Origin of the sequence: Streptomyces sp. MS06 (assembly GCF_047200655.1) — a bacterium.
In the GTDB taxonomy this organism is placed as follows: Bacteria; Actinomycetota; Actinomycetes; order Streptomycetales; family Streptomycetaceae; genus Streptomyces.
In genome coordinates, this window is sequence record NZ_JBJZOJ010000007.1 from 117,865 (window position 1) to 132,983 (window position 15,119).

At 73.1% G+C, this 15,119-nt stretch carries 12 protein-coding genes; 9 read left to right on the forward strand and 3 right to left on the reverse strand.

All coding sequences use genetic code 11. The features are described from left to right. Nucleotides 1-9: 9 nt before the first annotated feature. A complete protein-coding gene (locus ACL02U_RS05540; protein WP_412789499.1) occupies nt 10-1,350 on the reverse strand; it encodes an aldehyde dehydrogenase family protein in 1,341 nt (446 codons plus the stop codon). Nucleotides 1,351-1,451: 101 nt separating this feature from the next. Continuing rightward, complete coding sequence (locus ACL02U_RS05545; protein WP_412789500.1) at nt 1,452-2,123, reverse strand: cyclase family protein; 672 nt, start codon at nt 2,121-2,123, stop codon at nt 1,452-1,454. 462 nt (nt 2,124-2,585) lie between these two features. Between ACL02U_RS05545 and aroF the strand changes: the two genes are divergently transcribed. From aroF to ACL02U_RS05585, 8 genes are all read left to right on the forward strand, one after another. After that, on the forward strand, nt 2,586-3,647 hold the full coding sequence (gene aroF, locus ACL02U_RS05550; protein WP_412789501.1) for a 3-deoxy-7-phosphoheptulonate synthase: 1,062 nt from the start codon (nt 2,586-2,588) through the stop codon (nt 3,645-3,647). A gap of 20 nt (nt 3,648-3,667) precedes the next feature. Further along, on the forward strand, nt 3,668-4,762 hold the full coding sequence (locus ACL02U_RS05555; RefSeq protein WP_412789502.1) for a phenazine biosynthesis protein: 1,095 nt from the start codon (nt 3,668-3,670) through the stop codon (nt 4,760-4,762). Nucleotides 4,763-4,764: 2 nt separating this feature from the next. Then, nucleotides 4,765-6,267 (forward strand): isochorismate synthase, encoded by a 1,503-nt coding sequence (locus tag ACL02U_RS05560; RefSeq protein WP_412789503.1) that lies wholly within the window; start codon nt 4,765-4,767, stop codon nt 6,265-6,267. A gap of 85 nt (nt 6,268-6,352) precedes the next feature. After that, entirely contained in the window at nt 6,353-7,552 is a 1,200-nt protein-coding gene (locus ACL02U_RS05565) for an NAD(P)/FAD-dependent oxidoreductase (RefSeq protein ID WP_412789504.1), read from the forward strand. A 25-nt stretch (nt 7,553-7,577) separates the two neighbouring features. Beyond that, nucleotides 7,578-8,657, forward strand: coding sequence for a histidinol-phosphate transaminase (gene hisC, locus ACL02U_RS05570; RefSeq protein WP_412789505.1), 1,080 nt, complete (start codon nt 7,578-7,580; stop codon nt 8,655-8,657). 49 nt (nt 8,658-8,706) lie between these two features. Then, nucleotides 8,707-9,984, forward strand: coding sequence for an MFS transporter (locus ACL02U_RS05575; RefSeq protein ID WP_412789506.1), 1,278 nt, complete (start codon nt 8,707-8,709; stop codon nt 9,982-9,984). Nucleotides 9,985-10,060: 76 nt separating this feature from the next. After that, nucleotides 10,061-11,434: a hypothetical protein gene (locus ACL02U_RS05580; RefSeq protein WP_412789507.1), complete on the forward strand. Its 1,374-nt coding sequence runs from the start codon at nt 10,061-10,063 to the stop codon at nt 11,432-11,434. A 59-nt stretch (nt 11,435-11,493) separates the two neighbouring features. Beyond that, nucleotides 11,494-12,546 (forward strand): zinc-dependent alcohol dehydrogenase, encoded by a 1,053-nt coding sequence (locus tag ACL02U_RS05585; RefSeq protein WP_412789508.1) that lies wholly within the window; start codon nt 11,494-11,496, stop codon nt 12,544-12,546. Between the two features lie 184 nt (nt 12,547-12,730). Here the strand turns inward: ACL02U_RS05585 and ACL02U_RS05590 are convergent, their stop codons facing one another. Continuing rightward, complete coding sequence (locus tag ACL02U_RS05590; RefSeq protein ID WP_412789509.1) at nt 12,731-13,735, reverse strand: ArsR family transcriptional regulator; 1,005 nt, start codon at nt 13,733-13,735, stop codon at nt 12,731-12,733. 54 nt (nt 13,736-13,789) lie between these two features. Between ACL02U_RS05590 and ACL02U_RS05595 the strand changes: the two genes are divergently transcribed. Beyond that, complete coding sequence (locus ACL02U_RS05595; RefSeq protein ID WP_412789510.1) at nt 13,790-15,013, forward strand: MFS transporter; 1,224 nt, start codon at nt 13,790-13,792, stop codon at nt 15,011-15,013. Nucleotides 15,014-15,119: the final 106 nt, after the last annotated feature.

Sequence of the window (15,119 nt, forward strand, 5' to 3'; positions counted from 1 at the left end):
CCGGCCGTCTCATGTCCGGGCGTAGCCGCGTGCCTCGTTGAGGAACTGGCCCAGGTAGCCGTCGTGCGGCAGGTACGGGTCCTGCCACCACCGGGCGACGGGGCCGTGGACGACGGTGCGCACGCCGGGCATGGCGAGGGCCTGGTCGACCAGGGAGGCGTCCTCGGTGAGCAGGCCGAGGGCGAGCGAGTCGTCCAGCGGCGCCATGCCGTCGGTCCTGCGCCAGGGCGCCACCCAGGCGCAGGGGAAGGGGAGTTCCGTCGCCAGTGCCGGGTGGTCGCAGCTGTCGAGCGGGAACACGGCGGGACGAAGGGCGACGGCGGACCCTCCCACGGGAGCGAGCGGCCCGTCGGGGCAGTGGGCGGCGACGAGGTCGGGGGCCGGGCCGGCGGCAGCGGCGGCGGCCGCGCGCAGCGCCTCGGCCTCGGGGCGGGGCCGGACCGGGAGCGCGGCGCGGGGGTCGGTGACCGGGTGGGCGGGGAGCGCCGCCAGGCGTTCGGCGAGCTGTTCGGCCAGGCGCCGGTGGTCGCCCGTGGTCAGGACGGCGGTCGTGTTGGTGCAGCGCACCCCGCCGTCCCCGGCGATCTCGGTGACGAGGTGGTCCAGGAGCGCCTCGTCGCCGGAGTCGACGAGGATCTTGCTGCGGCCCGGTCCGCGTACGAGCACCCGGTCGTCGCCGCGCAGGCGGGCCACGGTGTCCTCGCCGCCGTAGACGAGGGCCAGGTCGCCCGCCTCGATGAGGGCGTCGGCGGTGCGGTGGCCGCCGGGGAGCAGGCTGATCCAGCCGGGGTGCAGTCCGGCGGCGAGCAGGGCGCGGACGAGGCGCAGCGGGGTGAAGGGGTCCCGGCCACCGGGTCGTACCGCGACGCGGTAGCCCATCGCGAGGGCCTGGAGCCAAGCGCCGTGCGTGCCGGGGTGGTTGCTGGGCGCGATGACGGACAGGACCCGGCCGCGGCGTACCCAGCGGGCGGTGTCCCCGGCACCGGCCGGTATCTGGCGCCGCACCACCTCGCCGAGCGACTCGCCGTCGCGGGCCACACGTTCCAGGACGCCCCGCGCCGCGCCGACGGGCACTCCGGAGGCGAGCGCCTGGAGCCGGCAGTACTCCTCCGGGCTCTGGCCGCCGAGGGTCGCCTTGGCGAAGAGCCGGCCCGCCTCGGCGAGGACGGAGAGGCGTTCGTCGAGGTCCAGTTCGGGCGACTGCCGCATGACCTTGATCGTGAGCCGGGCCACCAGCGGCGGGACCTCGTGCACGGTTGCCAGAGCTTCGCCGGTGACACCGTGCAGGACGCGGGTGTCGCGGGAGGTGCGTTCCTCCCCGGTGCGCAGAGCGGGTACGGGTAACAGCACGCGAGATCAACTTCCTCCGGTTCGGGCCGGTTCGGGGGTGAGCTCGGGCACGTCGGTCCCGGGCGGGCCCGGAACCGGGGTGTGCCTCCGCGGTGGTGGGGTCAGAACGGCCAGCCGTCGAAGACCACGGCGCGGGCGGGCGCGGCCTCCACGTCGGCGACCTTGATGGGGAGCGCCATGAGCTGGACGACGGGGCTGGTGATGTGCCCGAGGTTCTGGATGTTCTCCAGGATCGGGATGCCGGCCGACAGCAGTCGCCGGTGCACCTGGCCGCTGCGGTCGTCGGGCCGCTCGGTGATGCAGTCCATCCCGACGAGCGTGGTGCCGTTGTCGGCCATCCAGTCGGCCGCCGAGACGGTGAGGTACGGGGGCTTGTCCCAGTAGTCCTCGCGCCCGAGGTACCGGTCGGGGTGGTCGGTGCGGATCAGCAGCCGGTCCCCCTCCTGCCACACGTCGCGCACGGCCTTCTCCAGGTCCTCGCCCGTCACCGGGTCCAGGTCCCGCTTGTGGGAGAGGTCCGCCACGACGGCGCGGCCGACGAACGTGCTGAGCGGCACCTCGTCGATCTTCTCGCGGTCGTCGAAGAAGTGGTAGCCGGACTCCACATGTGTCCCGTTGTGGGGGAATATCTCAAGATTGGAGAACGTCCTACCGGTTCCTGACGGGTCGGAGGCCGGCGTCATGGCACGGTGAACGTGGAATTCCGGATACCACGGGGCGTCGTACGAGGGCATGCCTTCGGACCAGCCCTGGCTAATGTCGATGAGCTTCACGCTGCACCCCATCACTCGGACGAAAAGCCCCGCCGGGGTGGCGGAACCTCGGAGAAGGTAGCACGCCGAAGAGTGAACTCCCCAGAAATAATTGACTAATGATTCAACCAAATACGGAGTCCTTAATTCCGACGGGAGGTGCGCCGGAAGCGGAAGTGAATTTGGTAGAACATTCATCAATTCTGGCGATCCCTTGGCCGGGGCTTTACGTTCCTCGGATGGATGTGTCCGAACAGTCCGCTTCGTGGCGATGGTTTACCCGGATCAATCCTCTTCGAAGCTTTGCTCAGGTATACGCGCCTAGAGAAGCTTTCATAGGTGTCTCGGGTAATGAATACTTATGTCCGATGTGTGCGGTTTGTCGCTCGGGAAATTCATGCTTGCGACTCGGCCGTGGGCTCGGCTACTGTCGCTGATGACTGAAAAAAGAAACGCACAATAAGCTCATGGAAGGCCTATTCCGTGATCGTGATAATGGATCCGACGGCGCCCCGAGAAAGTGCCGGAAATGTCATTGAGGCTCTGTCGAAAAACGGAATCGATGTCGCGTTAACAAGGCTCGGGAACACTGCGGTGCTCGTTTCCGAGAGTTTCGGGACGCCGGAACTGGCCGAAATGCTGGAAAGCCTCCCGGGCGTCTCGCGCGTCCTGAGGGTGTCGGGGCCCCAGCGGCTCACCAGTCGGGCGTTCCGTGAGCATGACACCCGTGTGCGGGTGGGCAAGACCGTGCAGGCGGTGTTCGGCGGAAACGACTTCGTGGTCATCGCCGGCCCCTGCGCGGTGGAAAGCGCCGAACAGATGACCGGAATCGTGGACCTGGTGCACGCCGGGGGCGCGATCATGCTGCGAGGGGGCGCTTTCAAGCCCCGCACCTCCCCGTACAGCTTTCAAGGACTCGGACTCGCGGGCCTCACTCTGCTCGCGGAACAGCGCCGACGCACGGGACTTCCCGTCGTCACCGAAGTCGTCACCCCGAAGGACGTCGAGTGCGTCGCCGAAGAGAGCGACATGCTGCAGATCGGCGCGCGCAACATGCAGAACTTCGAACTGCTGCGCGAAGCCGGTGCGGCGGGTAAGCCCGTCCTTCTCAAGCGGGGGATGTCCGCCACCATCGAGGAGTGGCTGCTCGCCGCCGAGTACCTCCTCCACGTGGGCAACGACGAGGTCGTCCTGTGCGAACGGGGCATTCGCAGCTATGACCGCAGCACGCGGTTCACGCTCGACCTCAGTGCGGTGGCCGAGGCCAAACGCCTCACCCATCTCCCGGTGATCGTCGACCCGAGTCACAGCACCGGAAAACCGCACCTGGTCGGACCGATGTCGCTGGCAGCGGCCGCCGCCGGAGCCGACGGGCTCATCGTCGACGTGCACACCGACGCCCGCGCCGCGCTCTGCGACGGCGCCCAGGCCCTCGACGGCGCCCAGTTCGCCGACCTCATGGACAGGCTGGTCCCGCTCCTGGAAGCCGTGGGCCGCCGGCTCGCGCCGACCGCCCACCCCGCCGGTTCCCTCGCCTCGGCCTGACGCCCTCCTGGAGACGCAGCATGTCGCCCCACACCACCGACCCGTTCACCGCGGACCTCGCACCGGACGAGTTCGTGCCCGCCGCGATGCGATGGCACTTCTCCGCCGAAACCGGCTCCCCCTACTGGCTCAAGCGCGCCGCCGACCTCGGGTTCGACCCCCTGACCGACATCCGCACCTGGGACGACCTCGACCGCTTCCCCGACGTGAGCGAGGAGTGGCGCACCGTCCCGGTCGACGACCTCGTACCCGCCGGAACCGCCGCCGACCCCTGGGACTTCCAGGTCTTCGACAGCGGCGGCACGACCGGCTCGCCCAAGCGCATCGTCGAGTCCCGCTCCCGCCGCAACGGGGTCGACTGGGTCAGCGAGGTCCTCGCCGCACACGGAGTACCCGGACGCGGCGAGGGGCACTGGCTGCACATCGGCCCCACCGGGCCGCACATCGTGGGCCGTTCCGTCGGCCTGCTCGCCCAGCTCCGCGCGACGTTCTGCCACTACATCGACTTCGATCCGCGATGGGTGAAGAAGTGCGTCAAACAGGGCCGCGGCGAGGAGGCCGGCCGCTACGTCCAGCACATCCTCGCGCAGGCCCGGGACATCCTCACCACACAGCCCGTCTCCGTCCTCTTCGCCACCCCGCCCGTGCTGGAGGCGATCTGCGCCGACGACGCCCTCCTCGACCTCGTGCAGAGCACGGTGCGGGGCATCGTCTGGGCGGGCACCAGCGTGAGCCCGGAGACGCTGCGCGCCTTCGAGGAGGAACTGTTCCCCGACGCGGCCGTCGTCGGGCTGTACGGCAACACCATGATGGGGATCGCCCCGCAGCGCCCCCGGGAAGCGGACGACACGCACCCGTGTGTCTTCGTCCCGTACCACCCCTACAGCAGGGTCAGGGTCGTCGACCCCGAGCAGCCGACCCGCGAGGTGGCGCACGGCGAGCGGGGCCAGGCACGCATCAGCCTGCTCTCCCGGGACCTGCTGGTGCCCTGGACGCTGGAACGGGACTCGCTCGTGCGTGTCGCCCCCACCGCACGCTACCCGCAGGACGGTCTCGCCGACATCCAGGTGCACACCAAGGACAGCGGCCAGTCCATCATCGAAGGGGTGTACTAGCGATGGCGGTGGACACCGCGCCGGCACCCGGCGCGTTAACCCTCACACCCGACGAGCACACCTCGCTCGTGGACGCCTGCCGCGCCGGAGTCGAACGGGCGCGCGCCACCGGTCGCCACGCGCTCGTCAGCTGGGCCCGCACCTGCGAGCTCACCGACCCCTTCGCGACCTGGGCGGGAGCCCGGACCCGCACCGGGCGCTCCCTGTACTGGCAGTCGGCGTGGGACGGCACGACAGTGCTGGCCTTCGGCAGCGCCCACGACCTGCGCGCCACGGGCGCCGGCCGCCTCGCCGCGGTCCGCTCCGCCTGGACCGAACTGCTGCGCGAGACCGTCACGGCGGGCCGCGACGGGTCGGGGACGGGCCCCCTCGCCGTCGGCGGCTTCGCCTTCGGCAGCGGTACGGACGGCACACCCGGCGTGCTCCCCGAGGCCCTGATGTGGGTGCCGCTGGTGCAGTTGCGCTGCGCCTCACCGGCCGGACCGGGAGCACCGGCCGGACCGGGAGCACCGGCCGGACCGGGAGCACCGGCCGGCGCGTCGGAGGCAGAACTGCGGCTCAACGCCCTCGTGGACGGGAGCGACGACCCCGAACTGCTCACCAGGGCACTGACGCTGCGCGCCGAACGGTGCCTCGCCGCCCGGGACGCGACCGCGCCCCGGCCCGCGCCCCGGCCCCGCGCGAGCGTCGAGACGCCCGCCGCCGGGGAGTGGAAGGACCTCGTGCGCCGCGCCACGGACCGGATACGGGCCGGCGACTTCGAGAAGGTGGTGCTCGCCCGGCGCCTCGACGTCACCGCCGACCGCGAACTCGACGTCCCCGCGGCGGTGCGGCGGATGCGGGAGACCTACGCCGGCACGACGGTCTTCGCCGTCGGCCACGGCGACACCACCTTCCTCGGTGCGACACCCGAGTACCTCGTCCGGGTCGAGGAGAGGGAGGTGCAGGCGCTCGGCCTCGCCGGCACCACCCCGCGCGGAGCCACCCCCGCCGAGGACCGGGCACTGGAGGCCGAGCTGGCCGGCAGCGCCAAGCTCCGGCACGAGCACGAGGTCGTGGTCCGGATGCTGAGCGAGGCACTCGCCGAGTCCTGCACCCGGGTCACCGCCGAGGCCGAGCCCGGGGTGCTCAAACTCGCCCACGTGCAGCACCTGTCGACACCGGTACGGGCACGGCTGCCCGAGGACTCGGCGGAGGGAGTCCTCGACCTCGCGGCACGGCTCCACCCGACGCCCGCGCTCGGCGGGCACCCCCGCGCCGAGGCGCTGGAGTGGCTCACCCGCAACGAGGGCTTCGACCGCGGCTGGTACGCGGGCGGCGTCGGCTGGGCCGACCCGGAGGGGAACGGGCAGTTCGCCGTGGCCATACGCTCCGCGCTGGTGCGCGGCGACACGGCCTCGCTGTACGCGGGCTGCGGGCTCGTGGCCGACTCCGACCCCGAGGTGGAGTACGCGGAGACGTGCGCCAAGCTCCGCCCGATGCGCGCCGCCCTCGGCATCGAATGACAGTCCGGGCGCCGGCACCGTCCCCGCGGGCGGTGCCGGCGCCCCCTCCCGACCCTCCACCCCCAGCCCACGGAGAACTGGCACCTTGACCCTGGAGAACATCGTCGTCGTCGGCGGCGGGCTCGCCGGCACGCACGTCGCCGGCGCCCTGCGCGCCCGCGGCCACGGCGGCGCCCTGACCCTCGTCGGCGCGGAGACCCGTGCGCCGTACGACCGCCCCCCGCTCACCAAAGCGGTACTGGCCGGCAAGGAGGAGGACTGCTCCTTCCCCACCGACTGGGAGGCCCTGGGGGTCGACCTGCGCCTCGGCGAGCGCGCCGAGGCCCTGGAACTGCACGACGACCGTCCGGGCGGCGTCCTGAGGACGACGGCGGGGGAGCTCGCCTTCGACGGTCTCGTCCTCGCGACCGGCGCCGAGCCCGTCCGGCTGCCCGGCGAGGGGAGGCAGCACCTCGTCCGCACCATGGACGACGTGCACGCGCTGCGCCCGCTGCTGCGCGCCGGCACCCACCTCGCGCTCGTCGGCGCCGGATGGATCGGCGCCGAGGTCGCCACCGTCGCGGCCGCCAAGGGGTGCCGGGTCACGGTCCTGGAGGCCGACCGGGCTCCGCTCGCCGCCGCGGTGGGCGCCGAGATCGGCGCCTGGACCGCGCCCTGGTACGCGGCGGCCGGGGTCACCCTGCGCTGCGGCACCGCCGTCGCCTCGGTGGACCCCGGCGGACTCCGCCTGGCGGACGGGCGGTTCCTCGCGGCGGACGTCGTGGTGGTCGGTGTCGGAGCCCGCCCCGCGGTCGGCTGGCTCAGGGACTCCGGCCTGGAGATCGCGCGCGGCGTGGTCGTCGACGAGTCCCTGCGGACCGCGCGGCCCGAGGTCGTGGCGCTCGGCGACTGCGCCGCCTGGTGGTCGCGGCGGTACGGGCGGCACATGGTCGTCGAGCACTGGGACACCGCGCTGAAGGCGAGCGAACCGGCCGCCGCCGCGTTGCTCGGCGAGGACGTGTGCCACGACCCGGTCCCCTACTTCTGGTCGGACCAGTTCGGCCGGACGGTGCAGTACGCGGGCGACCACCGGAGCGCCGACCGGGCGGTGCTGCGCGGCTCGCCGGACGACCCGGAGTGGACCGTCCTGTGGCTGGAGGACGAACACCTGCGCGCGATCCTCACCGTGGACCGCCCCCGGGACCTGGTGCAGGCGCGGCGAGCCCTCACCGCCGGCTGCGTCGTCGACCTCCCGGCGGCCACCGACCCCGGTACCGCGCTGCGCGACGCCCTGCGCACGCCCTGAACGACGCCGAGAGGACCAGCTTTCCATGACCACCACGCAAGAACTGCCCCGGTTCCGCGCGGCGCTGAACCACCTCGTCAGCTACCGGCCCGAGCCGCCGGCGCTCTCCCCGGAGGGCCGCTCCTACGCGCTCGCCGCCAACGAGACGCCGTTCGGCGCGCTGCCCGAGGTGGCCCGCGCCGTCGAGCAGGCGGTCGCCGGCGTCCACCGCTACCCCGACAACGCCGGCCGGGCCCTCACCGCCGAGCTCGCGCAGCGGTTCGGCATCGCACCGGAGGGCATCGCACTCGGCTGCGGCTCGGTCGGCGTCGCCCAGCAACTCGTCACCGCCGTCGCCGGACCGGGCGACGAGGTCCTCTACGCCCGGCCCTCGTTCGAGGCGTACCCGCTCCTCACCCGCCTCGCCGGGGCGACCCCCGTCGAGGTGCCGCTGCGCGAGGGCACGCACGATCTCGCGGCCATGGCGGAACGCGTCACCGACCGCACCCGGCTGGTGTTCGTCTGCAACCCGAACAACCCGACCGGTACGGCCGTCGGCCGCACCGCACTGGAGGAGTTCCTGGCGCGCGTGCCCGGTAGCTGCCTCGTCGTCCTGGACGAGGCGTACCACGAGTACGTGCGCGCCACGGACGTCCCCGACGGGCTCTCCCTCCTCACCGGCCGCCCCCACCTCGTCGTCCTGCGCACCTTCTCCAAGGCGTACGGACTCGCCGGGCTGCGCATCGGCTACGCCGCCGGCCACCCCGAGGTCATCGGCACTCTGCGCAAGGCGTACCTGCCGTACAGCGCGGGCAGTGTCGCCCAGGCGGCGGCGATCGCGGCGCTGCGCTCCGGCGACGAGGTGGCGAGGAGGACGGACGTCATCACGGCGGAACGCGCGCGCGTCGCCGCCGCGCTCGGCGAGCGCGGATGGCGCGTGCCGGCCAGCGAGGCCAACTTCCTCTGGCTCCCGCTGGGCGAGCGCGCCGCGGCCTTCGGCGCGCACTGCGCGAGCGCGGGCGTCTCCGTACGGGCGGTGGCGGGCAGCGGGGTCCGCGTCACCCTCGGCCTGCCCGCCGACAACGACGCCTTCCTGGCGGCGGCCCTGACCTTCCCGCCCGCCTGACCGCACCTACCGGGAGCCGGCGGTGCACCGGCTCGCACTTGGGAGACGCATGTCCTTTCTCCGCCCCCGGTTCCCGGGCGAACGCGCCCTGGTCTCCGGAATCGCCGTGGACGCGGTCGGCTCCGGCATGTACGTCCCTTTCAGCCTGGTGTTCTTCCGTCATGTGACGGGACTGCCGCTGCCGCTGATCGGACTGGTGCTCACCGCCACGGGTCTCGCCGCCATCGCCGCCGTCCCCGTGGTGGGCGTCGTGGTGGACCGCTTCGGCGCCCGCACCACGCAGATCGCGCTGTACGTGGTGCGCGGGGCCAGCTTCGCGTGCTTCCCGCTCGCCCGCTCACTGCCGGTCTTCGCCGCCGTCGCGCTGCTCACCTCGGTGGGCACCCGCGCCTTCCGGCCCGCCCAGAACGCGCGGCTCGCCGAACTCGCCGAGGGCACCGACAGGGACCGCCTGCTGGCCCTCAGCCGCAGCCTGAGCAACGCCGGTCTCGGCGCCGGAACGCTCATCGCCTCGATCGTCATCGCCACCGCGGGCGATTTCGGCTACACGGTGACGGCCTGGCTCAACGGGGCGAGCTTCATCGCCGCGGGCTTCCTCGCCTCGCGTACCCCGGCCGCGCCTCCCCGGGCCGCCGCGGCCGCGCGCGCCCGCGGCGGCGGCTACCGGGCCGTCGCGAAGGACCGGCCCTTCCTCGGCCTCGTCTGCGCCAACCTGCTCGTCGCCCTCGGCTTCTCGGCGCTGACCTCGCTCCTCCCGCTGTACGCGACGGGCTGGCTGGACCTGCCCGACGGGCTCGTCGGCAGCGCCTTCCTCCTCAACACCGTGCTGTGCGCGACGCTCGGCGTGCCCGTCGCCGCCCTCGCCCGGCGCCGCTTCGCCAGCCGCCCCCGGGCCGCCGCCGGCGGCGCCGCCCTGTTCTCCGTCGCCTTCCTCGCCCAGGTGGTACTCGGCACCGTCCGGCCGCACGGCGTGCCGCTCCTGCTCACCGGACTGCTCGGCGCGGTCCTCGTCATGACGGTGGGAGAGATGGTGTACAGCCCCTCCTCGGGAGCGCTGTCGCAGTTCGCCGCGCCCCAGCGGCTGCGCGGCCGCTACCTGGCCACCTACCAGCTGTCCTGGTCGCTGGCCTACGCCCTCGGCCCGATGGTGTTCACCTCACTGCTCACCGTCGACGGCCGCCTCCCGTGGCTGCTCGTGGCGGGCACGGCGGCGCTCGGCGCGCTGGTGCTGGTTCGCGTCGAGCGGCACCTGCCGGCCGAGGCCGTCGCCTTCGCCGCCGCGCCGGCGCCCGCGCCGGGGAAGGCCGCCCCCACCGCCGCCACGTGACCGCGCGCCCCGCACCCCGCACAGAGACAAGGCGGCGGGCGCACCTGCCCGCCGCACCACGATCAGGAGACACCACATGGACCGCGTCACGTTGACCGAGAAGTACCTTGAGGAGCTGGAGGCCGCGGGGCTGTCGAGCGAGGAGCTGCTCGGCGGCCTGCCGCAGAACAAGATCCTCAACAGCGACAAGCCGAACGGCATGGGCAAGTGGCTCGCACGCCCGGTCTTCCTGGGCGGCGAGGAACTGGCCGGTCTCGCCGCCGACCTCGACAACCTCCTCACGGCGCTGGACAGCCTTCCGGAGAAGCTCTTCGGCGGTGACTTCGCCGCGTTCGCGCGCGCGGTCGGGCTCACCGAACCGCAGGTCGAGGCGGTCATGCAGAACCGGGGGGAGCGGATGACCCGCCAGAGCCGGGCCGACCTGGTCTGCGACGGGAACGGCTTCAAACTCCTCGAACTCAACATCGGCAGCGCGATAGGCGGCGTGGACAACGTCGACGTCTGCCGCGAACTCCTGGAGGTCCCCGTCCTCGCCCGCTTCGCCGAGCGCCACGGGCTGACCTTCGTCGACTCGCTCCGCGAGCAGGTCCACAACATCCTCACCGAGAGCGGCTTCTCGGCGGAGGACCACCCGGTCGTCGCCCTCACCGAATGGCCCTCGGCGTTCTCCGACGAACTGCCCTACATGACGCAGCTGTGCGAGCGCTGGGGCGAGCTGGGTCTCGACGCCACGCCCTGCCACCTCGGTCAGCTGGAGGTGCGCGACGGCCGTGTGTGGCTCGCCGGCAGGCCCGTCGACATCATCGTGCGCACCTTCCTCATCCGCGACGTCACGGGCCCGGACGCACCCGCGCTGACCGCGCCCGTCTTCGAGGCCGCGCGCCGGGGCGAGGTGAAGATCTTCACGCCGCTCGACACCTCCGCCTACGCGAGCAAGGCGGCGCTCTCCCTGCTCTCGGAGGAGGGCAACCGGCACCTGTTCGCGCCCGAGGTCCTCGCGAGCCTCGACCGCATCCTGCCGTGGACGCGCCGGGTGCGCCGCGAGGAGGTGACGCTGGAGAACGGCGACCGCGTGGACCTCGTCGAGTACGCCCTGTCGCACGCCGAGGACCTCGTCCTCAAACCCACCTCGCTGTCCGGGGGCAAGGGCGTCGTCCTCGGCTGGGCCGAGGACCTCACCCCCGAGGCCTGGCGCGCACACGTACTCGCCGCGCTGGACAGCCCGCACGTGCTGCAACGGCGGGTGCGGCCCGCACAGGAGACCGTCCCGGTCCCCGGCGGCGGGGTGGACCGGTTCCGTCCCGTGTGGGGCATCATCACCGGCGTCAACGGCTTCATCGGCGGCAGTGTGCGGGCCATCCCCTCCGCCGTCGGCGACGTCGTCGTGAACGTCGCCAACGGCGCCCACGTCGGAGCGCTCCTGCACGAGGCGCCGGCACCCCTCGCCTGATCCCGCTGCCCCCGCACCCGAGCGCGCCTTCGGCGCCGTCCCAGGGAGACCACAGTCATATGAGAGCCGCTGTATTCCACGGCAGGCGCGACGTCCGCGTCCAGGAGTGGCCCGCGCCCCCGCCCCCCGGGCCCGGGGAGCTCCAGCTCGCCGTGGTGCGTGCGGGCATCTGCGGCACCGACGTCGAGGAGTTCGCCTCCGGCCCGCACCTCATCCCGCTGTCCGAGCCGCACTTCGCGAGCGGTCACCGGGGCCCGCTCGTCATCGGCCACGAGATGGTCGGCGAGGTCGTCGCGACCGGGCCCGGCGTCGACGGTTTCGCGCCGGGCGACGTGGTCGTCCCGGGCTCCGGCGTCTCGTGCGGCGACTGCCGCTGGTGCGCACGCGGGCAGACCAACGTCTGCCGGCGCTACTACACGCTGGGGCTGCACGTCGACGGCGGTCTCGCCGAGCGGGTCAATGTCCCGGCCCGGATCAGCCGTTCGGTGGGCGGCCTCGCCCCCGACGTCGCGATCATGGCTCAGCCGCTCGCCGTGGCGCTGCGGGCGGTACGCGGCATCACCCCCGAGCCGGACCGGACCGTCGCGGTGATCGGCCTGGGCGGCATCGGGTCCCTCGCGGTGGCCGCCTGCGCGGCCCGCGGCGTGCGGACGATCGGCGTCGACGTCTCGGCCGGCCGGCTGGAGACGGGGCGCCGGGCCGGAGCGGGGCTGCTGGTCGACGCCTCGCGCACGAACGCGGGCGCCGCGATCCGGGAGGCGACGTCGGGTCACGGCGCGGACGTGGTGATCGAGGCCTCGGGGGCGACGTCCGGCCTGGTGACGGCGATGGACGCGGTGTGCCGGGGCGGCCGTGTGCGCCTGGTCGGCCTCCACCGCGACCCCTCGCCGCTCGACCTGACCCGGCTGGTCCTGGAGGAGATCACGCTCGACACCTCGAAGGTGCACATCTGCGACCAGGACCTCCCCGAGGCGCTCGCGCTGCTCACCGCCCACCCGGAGATCGCCACGACGGCGCTCGACGACGTCATCCCCCTGGACCGGCTCGTCCCGGACGGCCTGGAGCGCATCGAGCGCGGTGACGCCGGTGGCAAGGTCGTCATCCGCGTCTAGTCGTCATCAGCGTCCGCAGGACGCACGACGACCGGGTGAGGGGTCGTCCGGCCGAGGCCCGGGCGGCCCCTCGGCCATGCGGCGGCCGGCGGTCGTGCCGTGCGGACGGGAGGCCATGCCGTGCGGAAGTGGGTTTGACGCAGAGGGGTGCGGCCCGCGGGCCCCCTCAGCCCGGTCCCGTCCCTCAGCCCGGTCCCGTCCCGAGCAGTTCGTCGGCGACCGAGGTGCGCGCGTACAGCACGGACCGGCCGGCGCGGTGCGCGCTGACCAGTCCGGCGTCCCGCATCGCGGTGAGGAACTGGGACACGCCGGCGGCGGACAGACCGGTGCGCCGGGCCAGTTCGGTGGTGGAGGCGGGCGACTGGAGTTCGGTGAGCAGCAGGGTGCGCGAGCGGCCGAGCACGGCGGCGACCGCCGCGGACCGGGACGAGGCGGGCCGCTCCCACAGGGGGCCCACCCCGCGTGCCGGATAGGCCAGTTGCAGCGGTTCCGGGTCCCGCACCACGGTGAGCACGCCCGGCCCGGCGAAGACCGAGGGGATGAGCAGCAGCCCCGCCCCCTTGGTCGTGCGGTGCAGCGTCTGCGGGCGGCGGACGAGCCGCAGCGTGTTGTCGTCCCAGCTGATCTTGGCGTGCAGTCCGTTGAAGAGGGCGCCCGCGCCGAACTCGGCCACCTGGCGCGCGCGGTGGAAGACGTCGGCATCGAGGACCGTCCGCATCCGCTGCCAGTAGGGCGCCAGCGCCAGCTCCCAGTACCTCTCGATCTCCGCCGCGAGTTCGCCGAGCCGGCCCTCCGGGTCGGCGCTCAGGGACCGCACCCGCTCCGGCGGCCCGCCCAGGTGCCGCCCCAGGTGGTCCAGGTCCCGGCGCACCGCGTCGGTCGCCGTGCCCTGCACCGCGTCCAGCTCCTCGCGCAGCGAGGGGGCGTGCCCGGCCGGGACGGGATTGAGGAAGTCCGGGAAGTAGCCGCTCGAAGGGATCAGCGCGGCGAGCCAGCCGCGGTCCAGTTCCGCCGCCGCCAGGCGGGGGCGCACCTGCTCGGCCCACGGCAGGTGGACGGCGGACGGGCGGGCCGAGCGCAGCAGGCGGAAACTCGTCACGACCTCCCACATGGGCGAGACGGAGAACCGCATGCGCGCCAGGTCGCTCGCCGAGAACTCCATCTCCGCCAGGGCGAACCCCTCCCGCATTCAGTCATGGCTGAATCATTTGTCGGGCTCTCGCGAGCCGCACATCATGCGGCCATGTTCTCCTCGTACAAGGGCCTGCCGCGCACCGCCTGGATCATATTCAGCGGGACCATCGTGAACCGCCTGGGCTTCATGGTAGTTCCCTTCCTGGTCTACTACCTCGGGTCACGGGGCGTCAGCACGTCCCATGTCACCTACGTGCTGGGCTGTTTGGGGGTCGGCACCCTGGTGGGCCCGCTGCTCAGCGGGCTGCTCGCGGACCACTGGGGCCGCCGCTCGACCATGGTCACCGGACTTCTCGGCACGGCCGTCTCGCACGGCCTGCTCTTCGCGGCGCCGAACCTCGTGACGCTCGCGCTCGCGGCCGCCACCCTGAGCGTCTGCGGCACGATGGTCAGCCCCTCCGCCAACGCGCTCCTCGCCGAGTCCGTCGACGCGGAACGCCGCCGCAACGCCTTCTCGCTCGTCTACTGGGCGGTCAACATCGGCAGCGCCGGGTCCGGCATCCTGGGCGGCTTCCTCGCCGCGCGCGGCTACTGGCTGCTCTTCGTCGTCGACGGGACCACCTCGGTCGTGTTCGCCGTGATCGCCGCGAGTCTGCTTCCCGCCGGCAAGGGCTCCGGACCCTCCACCGCCGCCAAGGGCGGGGGCGGCTACGGCGTGGTGCTGCGCGACCCGCTGATGCGCGCGCTGCTGCCGCTGTTCGGCATCACCCTCGCCATCTACTCCCTCACCGAGGCGGGTCTGCCGCTCGCGATCCGCGACGACGGCCTCTCGCCCAAGGTGCTCGGGCTGATGGCCACGCTCAACGCGGTCCTGGTCGTCATCCTGCAGCCCATCGCCACCACCGTCCTCGCCAAGGCCCGGCCGCTCGTCGTCTACGTCTTCGCGGCGGGGCTGATCGCCCTCGGCGTCGCGCTCACCGGCCTCGCCGACGACGTGTGGAGCTACGGCGGCACCGTCGCGGTGTGGTCGCTCGGCGAGGCGGCCATCGGCGGCATCCACTCGGCGACCATCCAGAGCATCGCACCCGACCACGCCCGAGGCCGCTACCAGGGCGCTTTCCAGTGGCTGTGGGGCACTTCGCGCTTCGTCGCCCTGACCGCGGGGACCGCCGTCTACGCACACGTCGGGCCCGCCTTCCTGTGGTGGTTCTGCGCGGCGGCCGGTCTGGTCGCCCCGCTGGGGGTGCTCGCACTGGGCCCGGCCATCGAGCGGCGCACGGCCGAGGCCCAGAAGGAGAAGGAGGAGGAGACCGTCGTGGCGGCGGCCGACTAGGAACCTCCCGCCGTCCCGCCCCCGCCCCGCCGTCCCCGCCCCGCCGTCCCCCGCCGGGGCGGGGACGGCGGTTCACCCGGCACATCGCCGCCCCCGCCCTGCCGAG